Genomic DNA, 18,983 nt, shown 5'->3' on the forward strand with positions numbered 1-18,983 from the left:
CGGAATGCGAACATTCTCCCCGCTTCCGTCACCACTCTCAAATGTCTCAGCTCCCGTACTCCCATCTATACAAAAAAACTCATATATAAATCCAACCGCTCTGCTTAACGTTTATGTTCCACATGAAACATAGATCCTTAATCTTGTTTCACTAAACCATAGACATCGATATCCTTATATTCTCCCCAATGAAAAACATCGTGTTTCAGTGTTCCTTCATAACTCAGCCCGGCTTTTTGCATGACTTTTGTGGAAGCGGGGTTCGTCGTAATGGCCGCCGACCAGATCCTGTGCAGGTTCATTTCTTCCAGTCCAAAGGCCGTCAGCTTTATCGCCGCTTCAGAAGCGTAGCCTTTATTCCAGTAAGGTCTCCCTATCCAGTAGGCGAGTTCGCCTTTTTGATGCTTTTGGTCAACTCTTAAAGTCATTGTGCCAATCAATTCACCGGTCTCCTTTAAGGTTATAGCGAAAGGAAAGGCGATTTTATTTTCAATCCATTCCCCGTGACTGGAGATCCATTCTTCGGCCATCTCTAACGTGTACGGATGAGGGACAAAAGTTGTTGAAGCTACTGCTTTGTCTCCAGCCAGTTCGGCAACTCTGTCTGCTGATTTCAGTGTGAACGGCTGTAAGGATAAACGATCGGTATGTAAGTTCAGATTCATACAAACTCTCCTTTTTCATTATTCTTTCTCTATTCCCTTCTATACTTGTTTTCCTATCCCTTTTATTGACAGTGATCATTTTAAATAAAAGCTGGATTTTGTGGAAGAATGAGCACAAATGAACAGATTGAGTATGTTTACAGTTAAAACAAAATTCTTGAGAGCAGGTGAACGGATGAATTATGAATCCAATTACAAAGCAGGCGATATTGTTTATGTGGTCTATCGCAATCCCCATACGTATGATGTTGCCAACGTACAAGAAGCTGCTGTAGTAAATAGTCCTGACCGTCCCGGTGAACTGGACCTATTTTTGTATGAAACTTACTTCCCGTTAGACGATTCGATTGCCGTATATGCTTCAGAAGGAGAAGCAGAACGCGCCTATAATGATGCATTCGGCGGTGGGGCAGAGTCGGAGGGAGAGCTGTGGTAAAACCTTTCATCCCTGAACTTGTTTATATTGAACCAAGAGCTCTGGAATACCCCTTAGGCCGGGAATTAAAAGCGAAGTTTGAGGATATGGGAATTGAAATAAGGGAAACGACTTCTCATAACCAGGTCCGGAATCTCCCTGGAGAAAATGATTTCCAAAAGTATCGGATGGCGAAGTCAACGCTTGTTGTCGGTGTAAGAAAAACATTAAAATTTGATACATCCAAACCATCTGCGGAGTACGCCATTCCACTCGCCACAGGCTGTATGGGCCACTGTCATTACTGTTATCTACAAACGACAATGGGAAGTAAACCGTATATCCGGACTTATGTAAATGTAGAAGAAGTATTTGAATCTGCCGAACAGTATATGAAAGAACGTGCACCTGAAATAACAAGATTTGAAGCCTCCTGTACGTCTGATATTGTCGGCGTTGATCATTTAACCCATTCGCTTAAGCGGGCGATTGAATATTTTGGGCAGTCGGAATATGGAAAACTGAGGTTTGTAACCAAGTTTGCCCACGTCGATCATCTGCTGGATGCTAAACACAATGGCCGTACAAGATTCCGGTTTAGTATGAATGCCGACTACGTCATTAAATATCTGGAACCCGGGACATCCCGGTTGAATGAACGGATTGAAGCAGCAGCGAAAGTGGCAAAAGCAGGCTACCCATTAGGATTTATTATTGCGCCGATCTATTTATATGAAGATTGGAAAGAAGGATATAAAGAACTCTTTGAACAGCTGCAGGATAAGCTTCCTGACTATGCGACCAAAGATTTAACGTTTGAACTGATCCAGCACCGCTTCACAAAACCGGCTAAACGCGTCATTCAAAAGAATTACCCCATGACAAAGCTCGAGATGGACGAAGAGAAACGTAAATACAAATGGGGCAAGTACGGTATTGGCAAATACGTCTACCAGAAAGAGGAACAAGAAGAAATGAAGAGTGTCTTAGGGGGATACATCGAACAATACTTCCCTGAAGCCAGTCTTGAATATTTCACATGAAACAAAGAGGCGCAGACTGCGCCTCTTTTAGTTTTGTAATGAAACGATAGCGGGAACACTTTACTCTCAAGAAAAAATGCCGTACTCCGTAATATCCACTTCTATTTTCACATTAATGCTCAGTTCCGAATAATTGTCATGCCACTTGTCTAAATCAAAATCCCTCTTTCTGGTCTTTGCAAAGTTTCCTAAGCCCAATGGATCTACGTCATTTTCTTTAAACATTTTTATCATTTCATCGGCATGGTCTGTAAAGTATTTTACAAACGCCTCTTCCATTTCCCCTGCTAATGCCGGTGTTGCTTTCTCTTCTACCCCCACCATTTCATTGACTTCTGCTTTCACCTTTATCCTGATATTAAATTCAGGATTGTCTACTGTTCCAGTCATCTTATAATCAACCACAGACCCAATGTTGTCCATCATGATGGTCCCCCCTTTAAAAGGAACATCCTGCATGCCTCTTTTGAAGTTTTCTTTTAACATCTTAAACGTAAAGACCTCTGAGTCCGGTATGGTCGCAACGGCTGTGCCTTGTTTAAAAAAAGCAATTCCTGAAAGTTCGACAAATGTTTCCTGCTGGGAGAGGACAGGTAGAAATGGGTCCATCCCGTGACCATAATAGGCATATAAGAACTTGTGGAGACTGGTATCAGGAAAGTTGTGCCGGGTATTGTTTTCAATTAACCCTTGAATATGCTTGGATGTCGTTTCGTCCTGTGAATACCCGCTTTCGATCAGTTTCTTTGCACTGCCATCCACAAGTCCAAGAAACATATTTCGACTAAGCCGTGCATCTCTGCTTAAGACGTCAATAATGTCAGAAATACCTGCTTCGGCAAGCTCCTTGCTGTATAAAGTAACGGCAAGTTTCCCTGTTGATATCGGTTTTGAGGAATGCTTTTGTATTTCTTTTTCTACATCTTTAATGGAATCCGCATTTACCGTTAAATACATTTCTGAAGCCGCTGTTTTCTTTTCACTTTTTCCATACTGAGGAATGGCAACCGTGCCCTGGATTCGTTTTTCCTCTCCCTTATCATATCCTGCAATCTGTACAATGGCATTCTCCTCCACACTCTTACTTGGCAGGCAGCCTGTGAGTAATCCGGCAGCAGCGATTAAAGATAATATCAGCCTACTTTTCATGTCGATTCCTCACTTTATCAGAAATAGTTTTGAGGATAAGTAAAACCGGGATATAAAGAAGCACATAAAAACCCACCTGTCCCGAAAAGGAGTTAATCGAGTTGATAAGCGGTCTGCCCGTCACAAAAGGCGTTGCTAAAAACAGCAGCAGACAAAAAACAATCAATACCGGTTTTTGTTTCATATGAAACACACGCTTCGGAATACGCGTGGCCCCCCATAATCCAAGACATATATTAGGCAGGACAACATACAGCCACATGGCAATCCCTACATACTCAAATCGTTCGATAAAAGGAAATTCGACAATCTTCCAGGTAGCAATCGTTCCCCATACCACCTGCTTTAATTGTTCCTCACTGAAATAAACGAACGTAACCAGCACGCTGATTAAGTAGAGCATCGTCGTATAAAACACCGCAAAATGGGCCCACTTCTTGGATTTTTCTGGATTTTTTATGAATGGGTAATAGATCAAAAGAAATTCCAGTCCAATAAAGCTCAACATACTTTGTTTCGACGCAGCCAGAATATCACCTGCGCTGTGACTGATGACAGGATAGATATTGATCGTATGACCGGCTTCAACTGGAAAGTATTTGAGCAGTATAATGGGCAGGCCGATTACAACACTGATCAGGCAGATCCCGGTAATAACACGGAATCCGCCAGAAACTAGATAGTAGACAAGACATATGAGAACGAAAGCAAACGCCCACAAATTCAAACCTGGGAACACCCATACTTGAATGACTTCTATAAACGTAATAATGACCGTAAAAGCTAACATAAGAAAATAGGCAGAGAACAACAGGCTTAAGAATCCTCCTACGTATTTTCCGAATATCTTTTTATGAATATGAACAATATCACCGCCCCCATTTTGAAGGAGACGGTAAATCGTCCAAAGGATAATGTGAAGAACAACACCGGCAATTAAAATGGAAATCCATGCATCGAATCCTGCCTTCTCTACTAAATACCTTTCAAAGCCCAATATCCCGACACCCACCTGCATACTATGGACAAGGAAAAAAACATAGGTCGGGGTCACTAAATAATTTTCGGGTATGCTGATACCAGAACTATTGTTTAATTTATTCATCAATATCCCTCTTTGCATTAACACGTGATTGATTCATGCGTTTAGGATCTTCTGTACGCATTAAAACAGGACGTTCGGTCTGTTTGTTAAAAGGCATTCGGATAAACGCATCTTTTAAATCATTAATACGCATAGGGTACAAGGGTTCAAAAAATGGACGTCCGATTGACTGCAGCTTAATTAAATGGCCGATGAAATATACCATACACATCGATACTCCAATCAGTCCCCACAGCTGCGCACCAAGAAGAAAAGGAAAACGAATCAGCCTTATTGTGTTACCGATCTGGTAAACAGGCGTCGTAAAGGAAGCCAGCGCACCAAGGGCTACGATGATTAATAACACATTACTCGTAAGCCCGGCATCTACAGCCGCTGTTCCAATGACGATACCACCAACAATACCGATTGTTTGACCGATCTTCGTTGGTAAACGGGCTCCCGCTTCCCGTAAAAGCTCAATAGCAAGCTCCAAAACAATGACTTCTAAAATAGGCGGAAAAGGGATATCTGATCTTGAGGAAACAATCGTCGGCATCAAATCCGCAGGGATCATTTCATGATGATAGGTGAGAACAGCTACATAGAGCGGTGTACTTAAAACAGAGAAGATAACGGCAAATAAACGAATCAAACGAAAGACGCTGGCTAAGTGCCAGGGAAGAAAGTAATCGTCTGAAGCTCCAAAAAACTCAACAACCGTCGTTGGACAGGTTAAGGCATGGGGAGATCCATCAACCAAAATCGCAATCTTTCCTTCAACAAGCGTAGAAACGACCCTGTCCGGTCTCTCTGTATCAAGCAGCTGCGGAAAGGGAGAGTTCGAGTTATCCGCAATCATCTGGGTAACAAATGAGCTGTCAATCATCTGATCATACTCAATATCCTTCAAGCGCTGGGTTACCGTTTCCACGTTGTCCTGGTCGACAATCCCATCGACATAAATAACAGCCACCCGTGTATTTGTTATCTTGCCGACGTTGTATTCTTTCACTGTTAATTGAGGCAGGGGCATCCGCTTACGAATCAGGTTTATATTCGTATTGAGAGTTTCTACAAACGCTTCCTTCGGTCCTACGACGCTGAATTCAACCTCAGGAATACTCACCGCTCTTGATTGTAAAGATACAGCTGGAATAAGAAGGACTTCTTTATCTTTTTCATTCAATTGAATCAGGATGTAACCGAACATGACTTTTTCCTGAATTAAATCCAATTTATCCGTTATTAAAATATGTTCAACGGGAATTTTCTGCTGCATTTCTTCCAATGTGTAAAAAGATATATCATTTAAAACCGGCAGCACATGGCGGGTCAGAGTTTCCAAATCACTGATCGTTTTAATATAGGAAACTGTACAATGGGTCGTTCCACTAAGAGAGTAGTGGACAAAATCTTCAGAATTTCCAAGGGCTTTAATAAAATCAGACAGCGTATCACTCTTTTTCGCTGTTTGTTCCTGCTTTTTGGACGGCTTCTTTTCCTTCCGCTTCCAATTCCACATGACGCACTCCTTACTCTAAGTCTGACTTCTTTTTATTATCATCCTCAGCCCGTAATAATTTATACCTGTCTGGAAAGGATAAAACAGACAAGGAGGCAGCCCATGATCTACGCCTACATTTCTCCCTTATTGATCGTTGTTTTTATCTTTACAGCTACTGTATTTGTTGTTGACTGGTTAGCCAAATTGCTGATTTATGTGTTTATTTTAAATTTATTATTCCTTCCGGGTTTTCTTCTATTTAAAGAAGAATTGAAGGAAAAGCAAGCGGAGCAATCATCCATACAGGAGGGAAAACAGAATGCCCAAAAAGATGCTGACAGCCAGTGAAATTGGAATTCTCTGGACGCAATATGTACAAAACAGTATGGCGTTACCCATACTGGAGTATTTCCAGCAGACAACTGAAGATAAAGATATCAAACCATTAATCACATTAGCCAAGGAAATTGCCGAAAAAGGACTGGAAAACTGCAAACATTTTTTTGAAGAAGCTGACTTACCCGTCCCTCATGGATACAGCTTAGATGATTTAAACCCAAACGCACCTAAACTTTTCACTGATTCTTTTATGCTGGTCTTTCTTGAGCATATGGGGCAGGTCGGTCTGACTTCTGATGGTGTATCCCTCAGTGTTTCAGCACGGGAGGATATTAGAGAATTCTTCACGGCCAAAGTAAAACAGCAGTCTCAGCTCTATAATGGGTGCGTAAATACAGCGTTAAATAAAGGACTGTACACGCGGTCTCCACAGGTTGCAATCCAGCAGCCCTTGGAATATGTACAAGGGAAAAGTTATTTACACCCTTTTAATAAGCGTTCTTTAAACACCATAGAGATTACACATCTGTTCGAGAATGTGAAGAACAATGCATTAGGGGAAATCGTCTGCCAGGCTTTTGGGCAGACAACAAAGAACAAGACCGTTAAAAACTTTATGCAGAAGGGCAAAAAACTGTCGATTAAACACCGAAAGTTATTTGCAAATATCTTAGATCAATCCGGTATTACTGTTCCCATGACCTCTGCGAGTTGGGTGACAACGAAAACAGATCCGGTTTTCTCAGATCGGTTAATGTTGTACATCATCAGTGTCCTAAGCTCATCAGGACAGGGAAATTATGCAGGAGGAGCATCTTCCAGTTTACGATATGATATCGTGTTCACTTACCAACGTTTAGCCATCGAAATTGCCATCTACGCTAAAGACGGAATGGATATCATGATTAATAACGGCTGGTTTGAAGAACCACCTCAAGCACCAGACCTGCAAAAACTCATCCAATAACCTTTAGCGGAAGAGGAATCGATATGAAAGAAAAACGTTTGGAAATTCTATTATGGAGCATTGCCTTCCCAGGGTTCGGGCAGATTCTCAACAATCACCTGATCAAAGGGTTATCCTTTATTCTGTTAGAAGTCATCATCAACTTCTACAGCTCTTTCAACCTGGCTATTATTCACAGCTTCCACGGGGATATTATGAAAGCTATTGAAGTTACGAACTATCAATGGCTCATGTTCTACCCTTGTGTGTACATGTTTGCCGTCTGGGATGCATACTCTCATGCTGATGGGCCGTGCCCGAAGTATGCCTTCTTACCCTTTGCTTTTTCTGCCTACTCCGTAACCATCGGTCTTATCTATTCTTCCCGTATAGAATTATTTGGTTACATCATTGGTCCGGTATGGCTGCCCATCCTGTTTTTAATCCCGGGAATTGCCTGTGGTTTAATCCTCAGGGCCATCCTGCTCCAATTCCAAAAAAATAAGAAATAGACATCCTCCTTTATTCCTTTGTTTAACTTTTCCATAAAAGTGGAAAGAGTTTTTAAACATACATAAAGGAGGAATTTTCATGGAACGAAACTCCATGCAGCAAGACGGTCAGCCCGCACAGGAACAGTCCAGACAACCGGGTGTGGAAGGAGAAATGACTCCAAGACCTCTTCAAGCAGATGAAGACTATAGAAGTGGAAATAAATTATCCGGAAAAGTAGCACTCATTACAGGAGGCGACAGTGGTATTGGAAGATCGGTCGCTATCGGTTATGCCAAAGAAGGCGCCGATGTCGCTATCTCTTACTTAGAAGAACACGAAGATGCCGAGTATACAAAGAAGAAGGTGGAAGCAGAAGGCCGCCGTGCTATTCTTATAGCGGGAGACGTTGGGGATGAATCAGTCTGCAAAGATGCGGTCCAACAAACCATAAATAAGCTTGGACGGTTGGATATCCTCGTAAACAATGCAGCAGAACAGCACCCGACCGATGATTTATTAAACGTTTCTACGGAGCAGTTGGAGCGTACGTTTAAAACGAATGTTTATTCGATGTTCCATCTCACAAAAGCTGCCATACCTCATTTAAGCCACGGAAGTTCCATTATTAATACAGCTTCCATCAATCCTTATACAGGAAACCCTGACCTGGTTGACTATACAGCTACAAAAGGAGCCGTCGTAGCGTTCACCCGTTCCATGGCGAAGCAGTTGATTAATAAGGGAATCCGCGTCAATGGCGTAGCACCAGGACCGATTTGGACGCCGCTGATTCCTTCCACTTTTCCAGAAGAGGACGTAAAAGAATTCGGCACCAATACACCGATGGGACGTCCCGGACAGCCGGTTGAACATGTGGGAAGTTATGTCCTGCTCGCTTCTGAGGATTCAACTTATATAACTGGACAATTTATTCATATTAATGGTGGTCTATACACATCCAGCTGAGGAAGAAGGAGAAGCAATGCCAGAAGGACCGGAAATACGGCGTGCAGCCGATAGTGTAGAAAAAGCTCTCATAGGTCGAACGATCCTTGACCTCTCCTTTGCATTTGAACACCTTGAAGGCTATGAAAACACACTGAAAGGAACAAAAGTCGAGCGCGTAGATACAAAAGGAAAAGCGATGCTGATCCGGCTGGATAACGGGTTTACAATCTATTCCCATAATCAGTTGTATGGAAAATGGTATATCCGTAACGCCTACAATTACCCTAAAACAAATCGACAACTCCGCCTTGCCATTCATAACGAGAAAAAATCTGCCTTATTGTACAGTGCATCTGATATTGAGGTTTTAAGAAACGAAGAGGTGGAGGACCATCCTTTTATTAGAAAAACAGGGCCTGACCTGCTCAGTGAAACCGTCACAGCCCGGGATTTATACCACCGGTTTCAGAACCAGCGGTTTCGAAAGCGCAAGTGGACAACGCTTCTGCTCGACCAATCATTTATCGCCGGTATCGGAAATTATTTAAGAAGCGAAATTTTATTCGTGTCAGGTATTTCACCTTTTTCAAGACCGGCAGACTGTACAGATCAGCAGTTACAAAAAGCCGCAGAAGCATGCATGGAGCTGGTATGGAGATCCTATCACCATAAAGGAATTACCACAGACCTTGAACTAGCCGGGCGGTTAAAGGAGCAGGGTAAAAAACGCTCTGAGTACCGCCACTGGGTTTTCAACAGAGAAGGAAGCCCCTGCCGGATCGATGGCACCGAAATCCTCAAATTCCGCGCCGCCTCCCGAAGATGTTACTACTGTCCAACATGCCAAAAAGATCCAGATGGCCGCTAACCCCCTGGATCTTTTTTGTTTCTTTATGTTGAGAGTACATTCAACGGACAATTGACAATCGGCAGACCATTGTTTTGAGAGCCTTTTTTCGTAATGGGGGCCTGGAAACTGCGAGACTCCTGCGGGAATGGATAGGCTGGCAAGACCCCTGAGAGCGAAGCTCGAAGAGGCTTGCCGCCTTCCCCGCGGAAAGCGAGTAGTTTTCAGGCCCCCATAATACTCGACCAAAATTTCAAAACTAATCGTCCAAAATAAGAAAAATTCTACTTAAAGAAAATATGTTCACTATGGATGCCTTCCTCTTCCAGCGTCAAGATTCCGAACGAGTAGAAAGGCGTCCTTCTTTTATCTGTCGGGGAACCCGGGTTAAACAACAGCGTTTTCTTAAAGTAGCGGAGAACAGGGATATGGGAGTGACCATAAATTAAAATATCTAAAGAGTCATCACCAAACGTCTCGAGCGCCCGTTTTTCTGTCGTTTTCTTATCCCCGTGCCCATGGACAATCCCAATCCGATACCCGTGCCATTCCACAATTTGTTGAGCAGGAAAAACAGCCTGAATCTCCTCTCCATCTACATTGCCATAAACCCCTGTCACCGGTGCATAACCCTCCAGCTCCCGGTAGACCTCAACCGTCTGCCAATCACCGGCATGAATGACAGCATCGGCAGAAGGAAGCTCCTGAAGCAGACGGTCCGGCAGTGTCTTTCCTTTTTTCGGCATATGCGTATCCGCAACAACCAATACCTTCATAAATTAGTCCCCTCTTTTGTGAAATAGTCAAAGCAGAGTCAATGTTCATCTCCTCTATTCCTACCATAAAAGGGATCAAAAAACCTCCCTATCCTTTAAAAGATAGAGAGGTTCTGACCTATTGAATCGGTGTTTTATTTGGAGTTCCCGCTTTTCTCGGGTATTTCTTCGGTGTTTTTCTTCGTTTTTCAATGATTGCTATATTCCGTTCACTTCCCTCTTCAGGAAGTTCAAACGTATAGACATCCAGCACTTCCCCGCCTACCGTTTGAATCGCTGCATTTGCATCTTCCATTTCATCCTTCAAGTTTGGACCTTTCATGGCCATGAAACGGCCGCCTTTGGTTGAAAGAGGAAGACACAGTTCACTCAGGACGGACATTCGCGCCACTGCGCGGGCCATCACGAGATCATAGCTTTCCCGAAAATTCGCATTTTTCCCGAAGTTTTCAGCACGATCATGATAAAAAGCGACATCATCGAGTTCTAATTCATGGGCTAAGTGATTCAAAAATGTGATCCTTTTCTTCAAAGAATCGACAATCGTAACCTTCAGATGAGGAAAAACGATTTTTAAAGGCAGACTTGGAAAACCTGCTCCCGCTCCTACATCACAGATGCGGAGCGGCTGGTTGAAATCATAATAGAAAGCGGCGGTCAGCGAATCATAAAAATGTTTCAAATACACGCCTTCCTGATCCGTAATAGCGGTAAGGTTCATTTTTTCATTCCACTCGACCAGGATTTCAAAATAACGATGAAATTGATTCTGCTGTTTCTCTGTTAATTCAATGCCTTTTTCTTGTAAAGCTTTAAGAAAGGTGTTTGTATCCATAAGTCCATCCTTTCAATTTATTCCCCAGAAACGCGGGCGATTTTGCCTTGTTCAATATAGACGAGAAGGATGGAGACATCGGCTGGGTTCACGCCTGAGACGCGGGAGGCCTGCCCAACAGATAGAGGGCGGACAGATTTCAAACGATCACGCGCTTCTGTTGCAAGACCGTTAATGGCATCATAATCGATGTCCTCTGGAATCTTTTTCGTCTCCATTTTCTTCATACGATCAATTTGTTCGAGTGCTTTCTTAATATATCCATGATATTTCACCTGGATTTCGACTTGTTCCTTCACATCCTCAGGAAGAGCTTGATCACTAGGTGTTACTCTTTCAAGATGGCTGTAGTTCATTTCAGGACGCTTCAATAAGTCTGTTGCACGGATGGCGTCTTTTAATTTCGAACCGCCGGCTTCCTCAATGACAGCCTGTACTTCTTCCGTTTCTTTAAGGATAACTTTATCCAAGCGCTTTTTTTCCTCTTCAATCAGGCGCTTTTTCTCCTGGAAACGATTGTAGCGTTCTTCTGGAATTAACCCTAATTGATATCCGATTTCCGTAAGGCGCAAGTCTGCGTTGTCATGACGGAGCATCAGACGGAATTCAGCACGAGAGGTAAGAAGACGGTAAGGTTCGCCCGTGCCTTTCGTTACAAGGTCATCAATCATAACGCCGATGTAACCTTGCGAGCGATCTAGAATTAACGGCTCTAAATCAAGGGCTTTAGCTGCTGCGTTAATACCAGCCATCAGTCCTTGACCAGCCGCTTCTTCATAGCCGGACGTTCCATTGATCTGACCCGCTGTAAACAGGCCTTCCACCTGCTTCGTTTCAAGTGTTGGCCACAGCTGCGTTGGAACGACAGAATCATATTCGATCGCATAACCTGCTCTCATAATTTCTGCATTTTCAAGACCCGGCACCGTCCGCATCATTTCGTTTTGGACATACTCAGGAAGCGATGTAGAAAGACCTTGGACGTACACTTCTTCTGTGTCTCTTCCCTCCGGCTCTAAGAAAATCTGGTGACGCGGCTTATCGTTGAAACGAACAATTTTGTCTTCAATGGAAGGACAATATCGTGGTCCTGTTCCTTTTATCGCACCGGAATACATTGCTGAAAGACCTAAATTATCGTTAATGATCTGGTGAGTCTGCTCATTGGTATACGTTAACCAACAAGGGATTTGGTCCGTAATGAATTCGGTCGTCTCATAAGAGAAAGAGCGTGGCTCTTCTTCTCCTGGTTGAATTTCTGTTTTTGAATAATCAATTGTATGACTGTTCACACGCATAGGTGTACCCGTTTTAAAGCGGACCATTTCAATACCCATTTCCTCTAGCTGCTCAGATAGAGAAACGGTCGTACGCTGGTTGTTGGGCCCACTCTCATACGACAAATCACCAATAATGACACGTCCACGCATAAATGTACCTGTTGTGACAATGACTGTAGGAGCATAGTACGCGGCTTTCGTCTCCGTAACGACTCCCTTGATCTGATTATCTTCAACAAGGACTTTTTCTACCATGGCCTGACGAAGTGTCAGATTTTCCTGGTTTTCAAGAACCCGTTTCATCTCTTTAATATAGAGCGGTTTATCCGCCTGGGCGCGCAGCGCTCTTACCGCCGGCCCTTTTCTTGTGTTTAAAAGGCGCATTTGGATATGGGTTTTGTCTATAACTTTCCCCATCGCACCGCCTAAAGCATCGACTTCACGTACAACAATCCCTTTGGCAGGACCGCCTATAGACGGATTACATGGCATAAAAGCAACTAAATCCAGATTCAACGTTAACATCAACGTTTTTGCCCCACGTCTGGCAGCTGCTAGTCCAGCTTCTACTCCTGCATGACCGGCACCGATAACAATTACATCATAATGCCCTGCATCATATGTCATTTGGATGACTCTCCTTTATTGTTTTTTCCCTTAAACCATACAATTTTCAATAAAGCGCAGGTGCCACTTGTTACGTACCTCTACGCTTTTACTACTTCCCTAAACAGAACTGTGAAAACAGCTGATCGATTAAGCTTTCATGGACCGTATCGCCTACGATTTCACCAAGGATTTCCCACGTCCGCGTTACATCAATTTGAACCACGTCGAGAGGGACTCCGATTTCCATTCCGCTCATCGCATCTTCAAGGGACTGCTTCGCCTGTTTTAACAACTGAACATGCCGCACATTGGATACATAGGTCATATCCCCTGCATCAATATCCCCTTCAAAGAAAGTGTTGCTGATGGCCTGCTCTAACTGGTCAATCCCCTCTTCACGAATCAGGGCTGTGGAAATCACCGGGTGATCTCCTGCCATCTGCTTGACTCGATCAAGGTCCAGTCGATGTTCCAAGTCCATTTTATTCACAATAACAATGACATTCATGTCATGAATCGCTTCAAAAAGTTTTTCATCTTCTTCTGTTAATTCATCGCCATAGTTTAACACAAACAGTATTAGATCGGCTTCTTTTAAGACTTTTCTCGATCGTTCGACACCGATCCGCTCCACGATATCCTCTGTTTCTCTAATCCCGGCCGTATCGATTAAGCGTAAAGGTACCCCTCTGACATTGACATACTCTTCAATCACATCGCGTGTCGTTCCCGGGATTTCAGTAACGATCGCTTTATTTTCATGAACCAAAGCGTTCATTAAAGAAGATTTTCCGACATTTGGACGGCCAATAATGGCTGTGCCCAGGCCTTCTCTTAAGATTTTGCCCTGTCTGGCTGTTTCTAAAATCTTAGATACTTCCTCATGGACTTCTTTTGTCTTCTCTTCCATCATGTCATGAGACATTTCCTCGACATCATCGTACTCCGGGTAATCAATATTCACCTCTACATGAGCAAGGGTCTCCAAAAGTTTCTGCCTCAAGTTTTGAATGAGGTTTGAGAGCCGTCCGTCCATCTGCTTCAAAGCGACATCCATGGCACGATCTGTCTTCGCACGGATCAAATCCATGACGGCTTCTGCCTGCGACAAATCAATACGGCCATTCATAAAGGCACGCTTCGTAAATTCTCCGGGCTCTGCCAGACGCGCTCCACTGGCCAGTACAATTTCAAGCAGGCGGTTCACAGACACGAGGCCGCCATGACAATTGATTTCGACGATATCTTCTCTCGTAAATGTCTTTGGTGCACGCATAACAGACGCCATGACTTCTTCTGCTATATCCCCTGTTTCGGGGTCTATAATTTTTCCGTAGTGCATCGTGTGGGAATCAACCTGGTTCAAATCTTTCCCTTTAAATAAAGAAGCAGCAATAGAGACAGCTTCCGGTCCACTCAGCCGGACAATCGCAATAGCTCCCTCTCCCATGGGGGTCGATATTGCCGTTATTGTATCTGTTTCCACACGCACTCACCTCCTGAATATATTCTTCCTATATAGTTATCCACAATCGGTAAATTATTGTTGTCACTAACATACTACCTTACCACACAGCCACGTGTTTTGAAAAGATATCAACACAAGAGAGTGGTTTTCCGGGGGCTTTATTGTTATCCACATGTGCATAAGTTCTTTTCCATTCATTTTCTCCACGTTTGAAGGGAACAATACTTCACGATAAAGTCATTAAAAAAACAAAAAAATACTTCTGCCCATATGGACAGAAGCACTAATCAGCGAGAATGGGGACGGATGACGACATGCCGTCGTGGATCTTTGCCGTCTGATGCCGTTTCAACCTGCTTATGGTTCTGCAGGGCACTATGAATAATCTTTCTCTCATAAGATGGCATCGGTTCGAGTTTCACTTCCTGGCCTGTACGAATGGCTTTTTCCGCCAATCGGCCGGCAAGGTTCTCGAGCGTTTCTTTTCTTCGGCCGCGATACCCTTCCGCATCCAGCAGCACGGTGTAATAAACATCTGATTCCCGGTTAATGACTAACTGAGTCAAATATTGCAGGGAATTCAGTGTTTGACCGCGCTTCCCTATTAACATCGCTATTTTTTCGCCTTCAAGTTCTATCATAAGATCTCTTTGGCGTTGTTTTGTTTTGATTTGAACAGGAGCGCCCATTTGTTCTGCTACTTCATAGATGAATGTTTCAGCATCCTGCACGGGATTCTTCTTCACCGATGCTTTTACAATCGCTGGTTTGGAACCAAATCCAAGAAATCCTTTTTTACCTTCATCAATGATCTCCACATCCACTTGATCTCTTGATGTCTGTAATTGCTCTAGTGCTGATTGGACAGCTTCATCAACTGAATTTCCTGTAGCAGTTACTTGTCTCACTCGCCTGCTCCCCCCGTCGCATCTTTCATCATTGGTTTACGAATGAAAATTGTTTGAAGGATCATCACTATGTTACCTACAATCCAGTACAACGCCAGTGCTGATGGGAAGAAGAATGCAAATGTACCGATCATTAACGGCATGATATAAAGCATCATCTGCATTTGCGGATTCTGCGCTGCAGCTCCGCCAGCCATCATCAACTTTTGCTGTAGGAAAGTTGTTCCTGCTGTCAGTATAGCTAGGAACGGGTCCGATGAACCAAGTTCCAGCCACAAGAAGTTATGCGTTTGAACTTCCGGTGTTCTCATAATGGCATGATAGAAACCGATCAAGATTGGCATCTGAACAATAATCGGTAAACACCCGGCAAGTGGATTGACGCCATGTTTTTGGAAAAGCTGCATCGTTTCCTGCTGCAATTTCTGCTGTGTCTGTGCATCTTTAGATGAATGTTTTTCACGAAGTTCCTTCAGCTCAGGTTGAATATCCTGCATGGCTTTTGAACTTTTCAACTGCTTGACGTTCAACGGCAGCAATAACAAGCGGATGATAATGGTGACGATGATAATCGCCAGACCATAACTTCCGCTGAATAGATCAGCGAAGAATAATAACGTTTGAGACAAAGGCCATACTACATACTCGTTCCAAAATCCTGTACTATCCTGGGTGATGTCCTGATTGACCTGCGTACACCCGGATAGGAACGTAAGCACACCTGCCATAGCAAGCAATGCTATCATTTTATTTCGCAACGTTCCTTCCTCCTTACTTAAATCGCCCTAAAGCTTCCACCTGAAATTTTCGATCATGTCTCGACAATCATAAGTTTAGCATTATTGCCCGGCATAATTCTATATTCTTACCACTCAATTTTTTTATTTAATAGCTTGGATCTCATCAATACATGAGTCAAACTCTTCTTTATTTCATGAAATCCCATTTGATTGGATGGTTTTCTAGCGATGACAACCAGATCATAATTGGGATGAATATCGTCTTCAAGTTCATGGAAGGCCTGCCTTAAATACCGTTTGATTTGATTACGCATGACAGCATGACCCAGTTTTTTACTCACAGACAACCCAATACGGAAATGCGTCTGTTCTTCCTTTTTCATATAGTATAAAACCAGCTGTCTATTCGCAAATGACTGTCCATTTTGAAAGACCGTTTGAAATTCTTCATTCTTTTTAATTCGATAAGTCTTCTTCATCGAACACCCTCCAGATATAAATAAAGCACATATGCTCAGAATGCCCGGATGGGACGGAGCATAAAATGAAACCATCTACAATCAGTGAGGGACAAAGATCCTGCACCCACACAAAAAGCGTGTATGTAGTCTATGATCTATCACTCAAAGATCTATATAAAACAAAAGAGGGACGACTCATACGCCCCACTTTTGTCTCCATATACTGAAAAAAAGACCACTGATTGTTTTCAGTGGCCTAGGCTGATAGAACTTTTCTTCCTTTACGACGACGGCGTGCAAGAACTTTACGACCATTAGCAGAGCTCATGCGTGCACGGAAGCCGTGTACTTTTTTGCGCTTACGATTATTTGGTTGAAATGTGCGTTTACTCATTATATATACACCTCCTGGGTAATATTCCAATAATACATCTAAAAGGCAGTCCCGATTATTATAATAAATAACGCAACGAATTGTCAACGTCCATTTCGAATTCCTCTTTTAGAGTAAGCAGGCGTTATATAACAGACCTGTACTACAACACATTTCATCCCCTCTTTTACAAAACGAACAAAAATGCCCCCTGGCGAACATCCACAGCTATTGTGTATACTTTTTACCTGCACTTTCAACTGTCCACAACAAATATCGACAAGAAAATCACAAAATATAGTGTTGTGGATGAAACTTTTCTACAAGTCGTTGATATTGTGGATAAGTTAATCCGAGCCATTGCAACTGGCGGTTTTATCTGGTATTATGTTTGTGCTTAACCGTGAATCACTTTTCGGGAGTTAAAATCTTTTCCACAGTTTGTGGATAACGTGTGGACAGTTATTAACACGACTGTTTATACAGTTATGCACAGATATGTGGACAATGAAAATAACTAACTAGAACTCTAGTAAAATCAATTCTCGGACATCCACATCCGTTTAGAGATTATTAAATCGACAATATTATACAAACCTTGTACAAATACCTTTCGATCCTTTTATCACGTTCGAAAAAGAGAACGAAGGGTGTTTTTGTTTTCCATTGAAACAGAGAGGGGTGAAAAAATTTGGAGAACATTAATGAGTTATGGACGAATACACTCGATCATATAAAAGAAAAAATCAGTAAACCTAGTTTTGAGACCTGGTTGAAAGCGACTAAGGCTGATTCACTCAATGACAATACGCTGACAATCGTCGCTCCAAATGAATTCGCTAGAGATTGGCTTGAGAACCAATATGAAAGCCTGATTACAGAAACCTTATACGAAGTAACAGGAGCCGAATTAGATACGAAATTTATTATTCCTGAGTCAAAAGATGACTCGTTGGAAGATGTGAAATTATCTTCAAAGAAGGTTCCCAACGCGAAGGATAACGGGAATGAAGAAACACCCCAGAGCATGCTGAACTCAAAGTATACATTCGATACGTTTGTCATTGGGTCTGGAAACCGGTTTGCCCACGCAGCTTCACTTGCTGTAGCCGAGGCACCGGCAAAAGCTTACAACCCTTTATTTATTTATGGTGGGGTCGGACTCGGAAAAACCCACCTTATGCACGCAATTGGGCACTACGTTCTTGATCACAATCCGAACGCTAAAGTCGTTTATCTATCATCAGAGAAGTTTACAAATGAATTCATTAATTCTATTCGTGACAATAAAGCCGTCAACTTCCGCAATAAATATCGGAGTGTTGATGTGCTGTTAATTGATGATATCCAGTTCCTTGCAGGAAAAGAACAGACTCAGGAAGAGTTCTTCCATACGTTTAATACGCTGCATGAAGAAAGTAAGCAGATTGTTATCTCCAGTGACCGTCCACCTAAGGAGATTCCTACTTTAGAGGATCGTTTACGTTCACGTTTCGAATGGGGGTTAATTACGGATATCACACCTCCTGATTTAGAAACTAGAATTGCGATTCTTAGAAAGAAAGCCAAAGCAGAAGGACTCGATATCCCAAATGAAGTCATGCTGTATATTGCCAATCAGATCGATACCAATATAAGAGAATTAGAAGGCGCGCTTATTCGAGTAGTCGCCTATTCTTCATTGATCAACAGTGATATTAATGCATCTTTAGCTGCCGAAGCTTTAAAGGACATCATTCCCAGCTCCAAACCAAAAGTGATTACTATTGAGGCCATACAGGAAATGGTCGGGGAGAAGTACAATGTGAGACTCGAAGATTTTCCAGCGAAAAAGCGGACAAAATCTGTCGCCTTCCCTCGTCAGATTGCCATGTATCTATCAAGAGAATTAACGGACTTTTCTCTACCTAAAATTGGGGAGGAATTTGGAGGACGTGATCATACGACCGTTATCCATGCACACGAAAAGATTTCAAAAATGGTAGCAGATGATCAGCAGCTGCAAAGAGAGCTTGATGAAATCAAAGAACAATTAAAATCTCACTAAGTGGATTGTGTGGACAAAAGTTGCATGTTCGTCTACAGACTATCCACA

Annotated in this window: 21 protein-coding genes; 9 read left to right on the plus strand and 12 right to left on the minus strand. The window is 42.8% G+C overall.

What is annotated here, in order from left to right; all coding sequences use genetic code 11:
- Positions 1–137: 137 nt before the first annotated feature.
- Complete coding sequence (locus tag LC036_RS11320; RefSeq protein ID WP_226582303.1) at positions 138–665, minus strand: GNAT family N-acetyltransferase; 528 nt, start codon at positions 663–665, stop codon at positions 138–140.
- Between the two features lie 133 nt (positions 666–798).
- On the opposite strand from LC036_RS11320, the gene LC036_RS11325 reads away from it, so the two are divergent.
- Both LC036_RS11325 and splB read left to right on the plus strand, forming a co-directional pair.
- Positions 799–1,101 carry a transcriptional regulator SplA domain-containing protein gene (locus LC036_RS11325; protein ID WP_319004462.1) on the plus strand — a complete coding sequence of 101 codons (303 nt, stop codon included), beginning with the start codon at positions 799–801 and terminating at the stop codon, positions 1,099–1,101.
- Positions 1,095–2,123 (plus strand): spore photoproduct lyase, encoded by a 1,029-nt coding sequence (splB, locus tag LC036_RS11330; RefSeq protein WP_226582305.1) that lies wholly within the window; start codon positions 1,095–1,097, stop codon positions 2,121–2,123. Before LC036_RS11325 ends, splB begins: the two co-directional genes overlap by 7 nt.
- Positions 2,124–2,189: 66 nt before the next feature.
- Here splB and LC036_RS11335 read toward each other — a convergent pair whose 3' ends face one another.
- Genes LC036_RS11335 through LC036_RS11345 form a run of 3 tightly spaced genes read right to left on the minus strand, consistent with a single transcriptional unit; the run spans position 2,190 to position 5,881 of the window.
- Positions 2,190–3,272 carry a Ger(x)C family spore germination protein gene (locus tag LC036_RS11335; protein ID WP_226582306.1) on the minus strand — a complete coding sequence of 361 codons (1,083 nt, stop codon included), beginning with the start codon at positions 3,270–3,272 and terminating at the stop codon, positions 2,190–2,192.
- Positions 3,262–4,377 carry a GerAB/ArcD/ProY family transporter gene (locus LC036_RS11340; RefSeq protein ID WP_226582308.1) on the minus strand — a complete coding sequence of 372 codons (1,116 nt, stop codon included), beginning with the start codon at positions 4,375–4,377 and terminating at the stop codon, positions 3,262–3,264. The genes LC036_RS11335 and LC036_RS11340 overlap by 11 nt, the downstream gene beginning before the upstream one ends.
- Positions 4,370–5,881 (minus strand): spore germination protein, encoded by a 1,512-nt coding sequence (locus tag LC036_RS11345; protein ID WP_226582310.1) that lies wholly within the window; start codon positions 5,879–5,881, stop codon positions 4,370–4,372. The genes LC036_RS11340 and LC036_RS11345 overlap by 8 nt, the downstream gene beginning before the upstream one ends.
- A 102-nt stretch (positions 5,882–5,983) precedes the next feature.
- On the opposite strand from LC036_RS11345, the gene LC036_RS11350 reads away from it, so the two are divergent.
- The 5 genes from LC036_RS11350 (at position 5,984) to nei (ending at position 9,459) form a co-directional block, all read left to right on the plus strand.
- Positions 5,984–6,211: a hypothetical protein gene (locus tag LC036_RS11350; RefSeq protein ID WP_226582313.1), complete on the plus strand. Its 228-nt coding sequence runs from the start codon at positions 5,984–5,986 to the stop codon at positions 6,209–6,211.
- Entirely contained in the window at positions 6,183–7,169 is a 987-nt protein-coding gene (locus LC036_RS11355) for a DUF3231 family protein (protein ID WP_226582315.1), read from the plus strand. Before LC036_RS11350 ends, LC036_RS11355 begins: the two co-directional genes overlap by 29 nt.
- A 23-nt stretch (positions 7,170–7,192) precedes the next feature.
- Positions 7,193–7,660, plus strand: coding sequence for a hypothetical protein (locus tag LC036_RS11360; RefSeq protein WP_226582318.1), 468 nt, complete (start codon positions 7,193–7,195; stop codon positions 7,658–7,660).
- 79 nt (positions 7,661–7,739) lie between these two features.
- Entirely contained in the window at positions 7,740–8,609 is an 870-nt protein-coding gene (locus LC036_RS11365; protein WP_226582321.1) for an SDR family oxidoreductase, read from the plus strand.
- A 16-nt stretch (positions 8,610–8,625) separates the two neighbouring features.
- Positions 8,626–9,459 (plus strand): endonuclease VIII, encoded by an 834-nt coding sequence (gene nei / locus LC036_RS11370; protein ID WP_226582324.1) that lies wholly within the window; start codon positions 8,626–8,628, stop codon positions 9,457–9,459.
- 263 nt (positions 9,460–9,722) lie between these two features.
- Here nei and LC036_RS11375 read toward each other — a convergent pair whose 3' ends face one another.
- From LC036_RS11375 to rpmH, 8 genes are all read right to left on the minus strand, one after another.
- The gene (locus LC036_RS11375; RefSeq protein ID WP_226582326.1) at positions 9,723–10,214 is read right to left on the minus strand and encodes a metallophosphoesterase family protein; all 492 of its coding nucleotides are present in this window, start codon (positions 10,212–10,214) and stop codon (positions 9,723–9,725) included.
- 118 nt (positions 10,215–10,332) lie between these two features.
- Positions 10,333–11,049, minus strand: a complete 717-nt coding sequence (gene rsmG, locus LC036_RS11380; RefSeq protein WP_226582329.1) for a 16S rRNA (guanine(527)-N(7))-methyltransferase RsmG — start codon at positions 11,047–11,049, stop codon at positions 10,333–10,335.
- Between the two features lie 17 nt (positions 11,050–11,066).
- Positions 11,067–12,956 carry a tRNA uridine-5-carboxymethylaminomethyl(34) synthesis enzyme MnmG gene (gene mnmG, locus LC036_RS11385; RefSeq protein ID WP_226582332.1) on the minus strand — a complete coding sequence of 630 codons (1,890 nt, stop codon included), beginning with the start codon at positions 12,954–12,956 and terminating at the stop codon, positions 11,067–11,069.
- Positions 12,957–13,047: 91 nt separating this feature from the next.
- The gene (gene mnmE, locus LC036_RS11390; RefSeq protein ID WP_226582334.1) at positions 13,048–14,424 is read right to left on the minus strand and encodes a tRNA uridine-5-carboxymethylaminomethyl(34) synthesis GTPase MnmE; all 1,377 of its coding nucleotides are present in this window, start codon (positions 14,422–14,424) and stop codon (positions 13,048–13,050) included.
- 269 nt (positions 14,425–14,693) lie between these two features.
- A complete protein-coding gene (jag, locus tag LC036_RS11395; RefSeq protein ID WP_226582337.1) occupies positions 14,694–15,314 on the minus strand; it encodes an RNA-binding cell elongation regulator Jag/EloR in 621 nt (206 codons plus the stop codon).
- Complete coding sequence (gene spoIIIJ, locus LC036_RS11400) at positions 15,311–16,072, minus strand: YidC family membrane integrase SpoIIIJ (protein ID WP_226582340.1); 762 nt, start codon at positions 16,070–16,072, stop codon at positions 15,311–15,313. Before spoIIIJ ends, jag begins: the two co-directional genes overlap by 4 nt.
- 107 nt (positions 16,073–16,179) lie before the next feature.
- Positions 16,180–16,533 (minus strand): ribonuclease P protein component, encoded by a 354-nt coding sequence (gene rnpA, locus LC036_RS11405; protein ID WP_226582342.1) that lies wholly within the window; start codon positions 16,531–16,533, stop codon positions 16,180–16,182.
- 238 nt (positions 16,534–16,771) lie between these two features.
- A complete protein-coding gene (gene rpmH, locus LC036_RS11410) occupies positions 16,772–16,909 on the minus strand; it encodes a 50S ribosomal protein L34 (protein WP_226582345.1) in 138 nt (45 codons plus the stop codon).
- 80 nt (positions 16,910–16,989) lie between these two features.
- Between rpmH and LC036_RS11415 the strand changes: the two genes are divergently transcribed.
- Positions 16,990–17,289 (plus strand): hypothetical protein, encoded by a 300-nt coding sequence (locus tag LC036_RS11415; RefSeq protein WP_226582348.1) that lies wholly within the window; start codon positions 16,990–16,992, stop codon positions 17,287–17,289.
- Between the two features lie 290 nt (positions 17,290–17,579).
- Entirely contained in the window at positions 17,580–18,935 is a 1,356-nt protein-coding gene (dnaA, locus tag LC036_RS11420) for a chromosomal replication initiator protein DnaA (RefSeq protein WP_226582350.1), read from the plus strand.
- The last annotated feature ends 48 nt before the right edge of the window (positions 18,936–18,983 follow it).

The sequence above is a fragment of the Halobacillus litoralis genome (assembly GCF_020524025.1).
Lineage (GTDB): Bacteria > Bacillota > Bacilli > Bacillales > Halobacillaceae > Halobacillus > Halobacillus litoralis_D.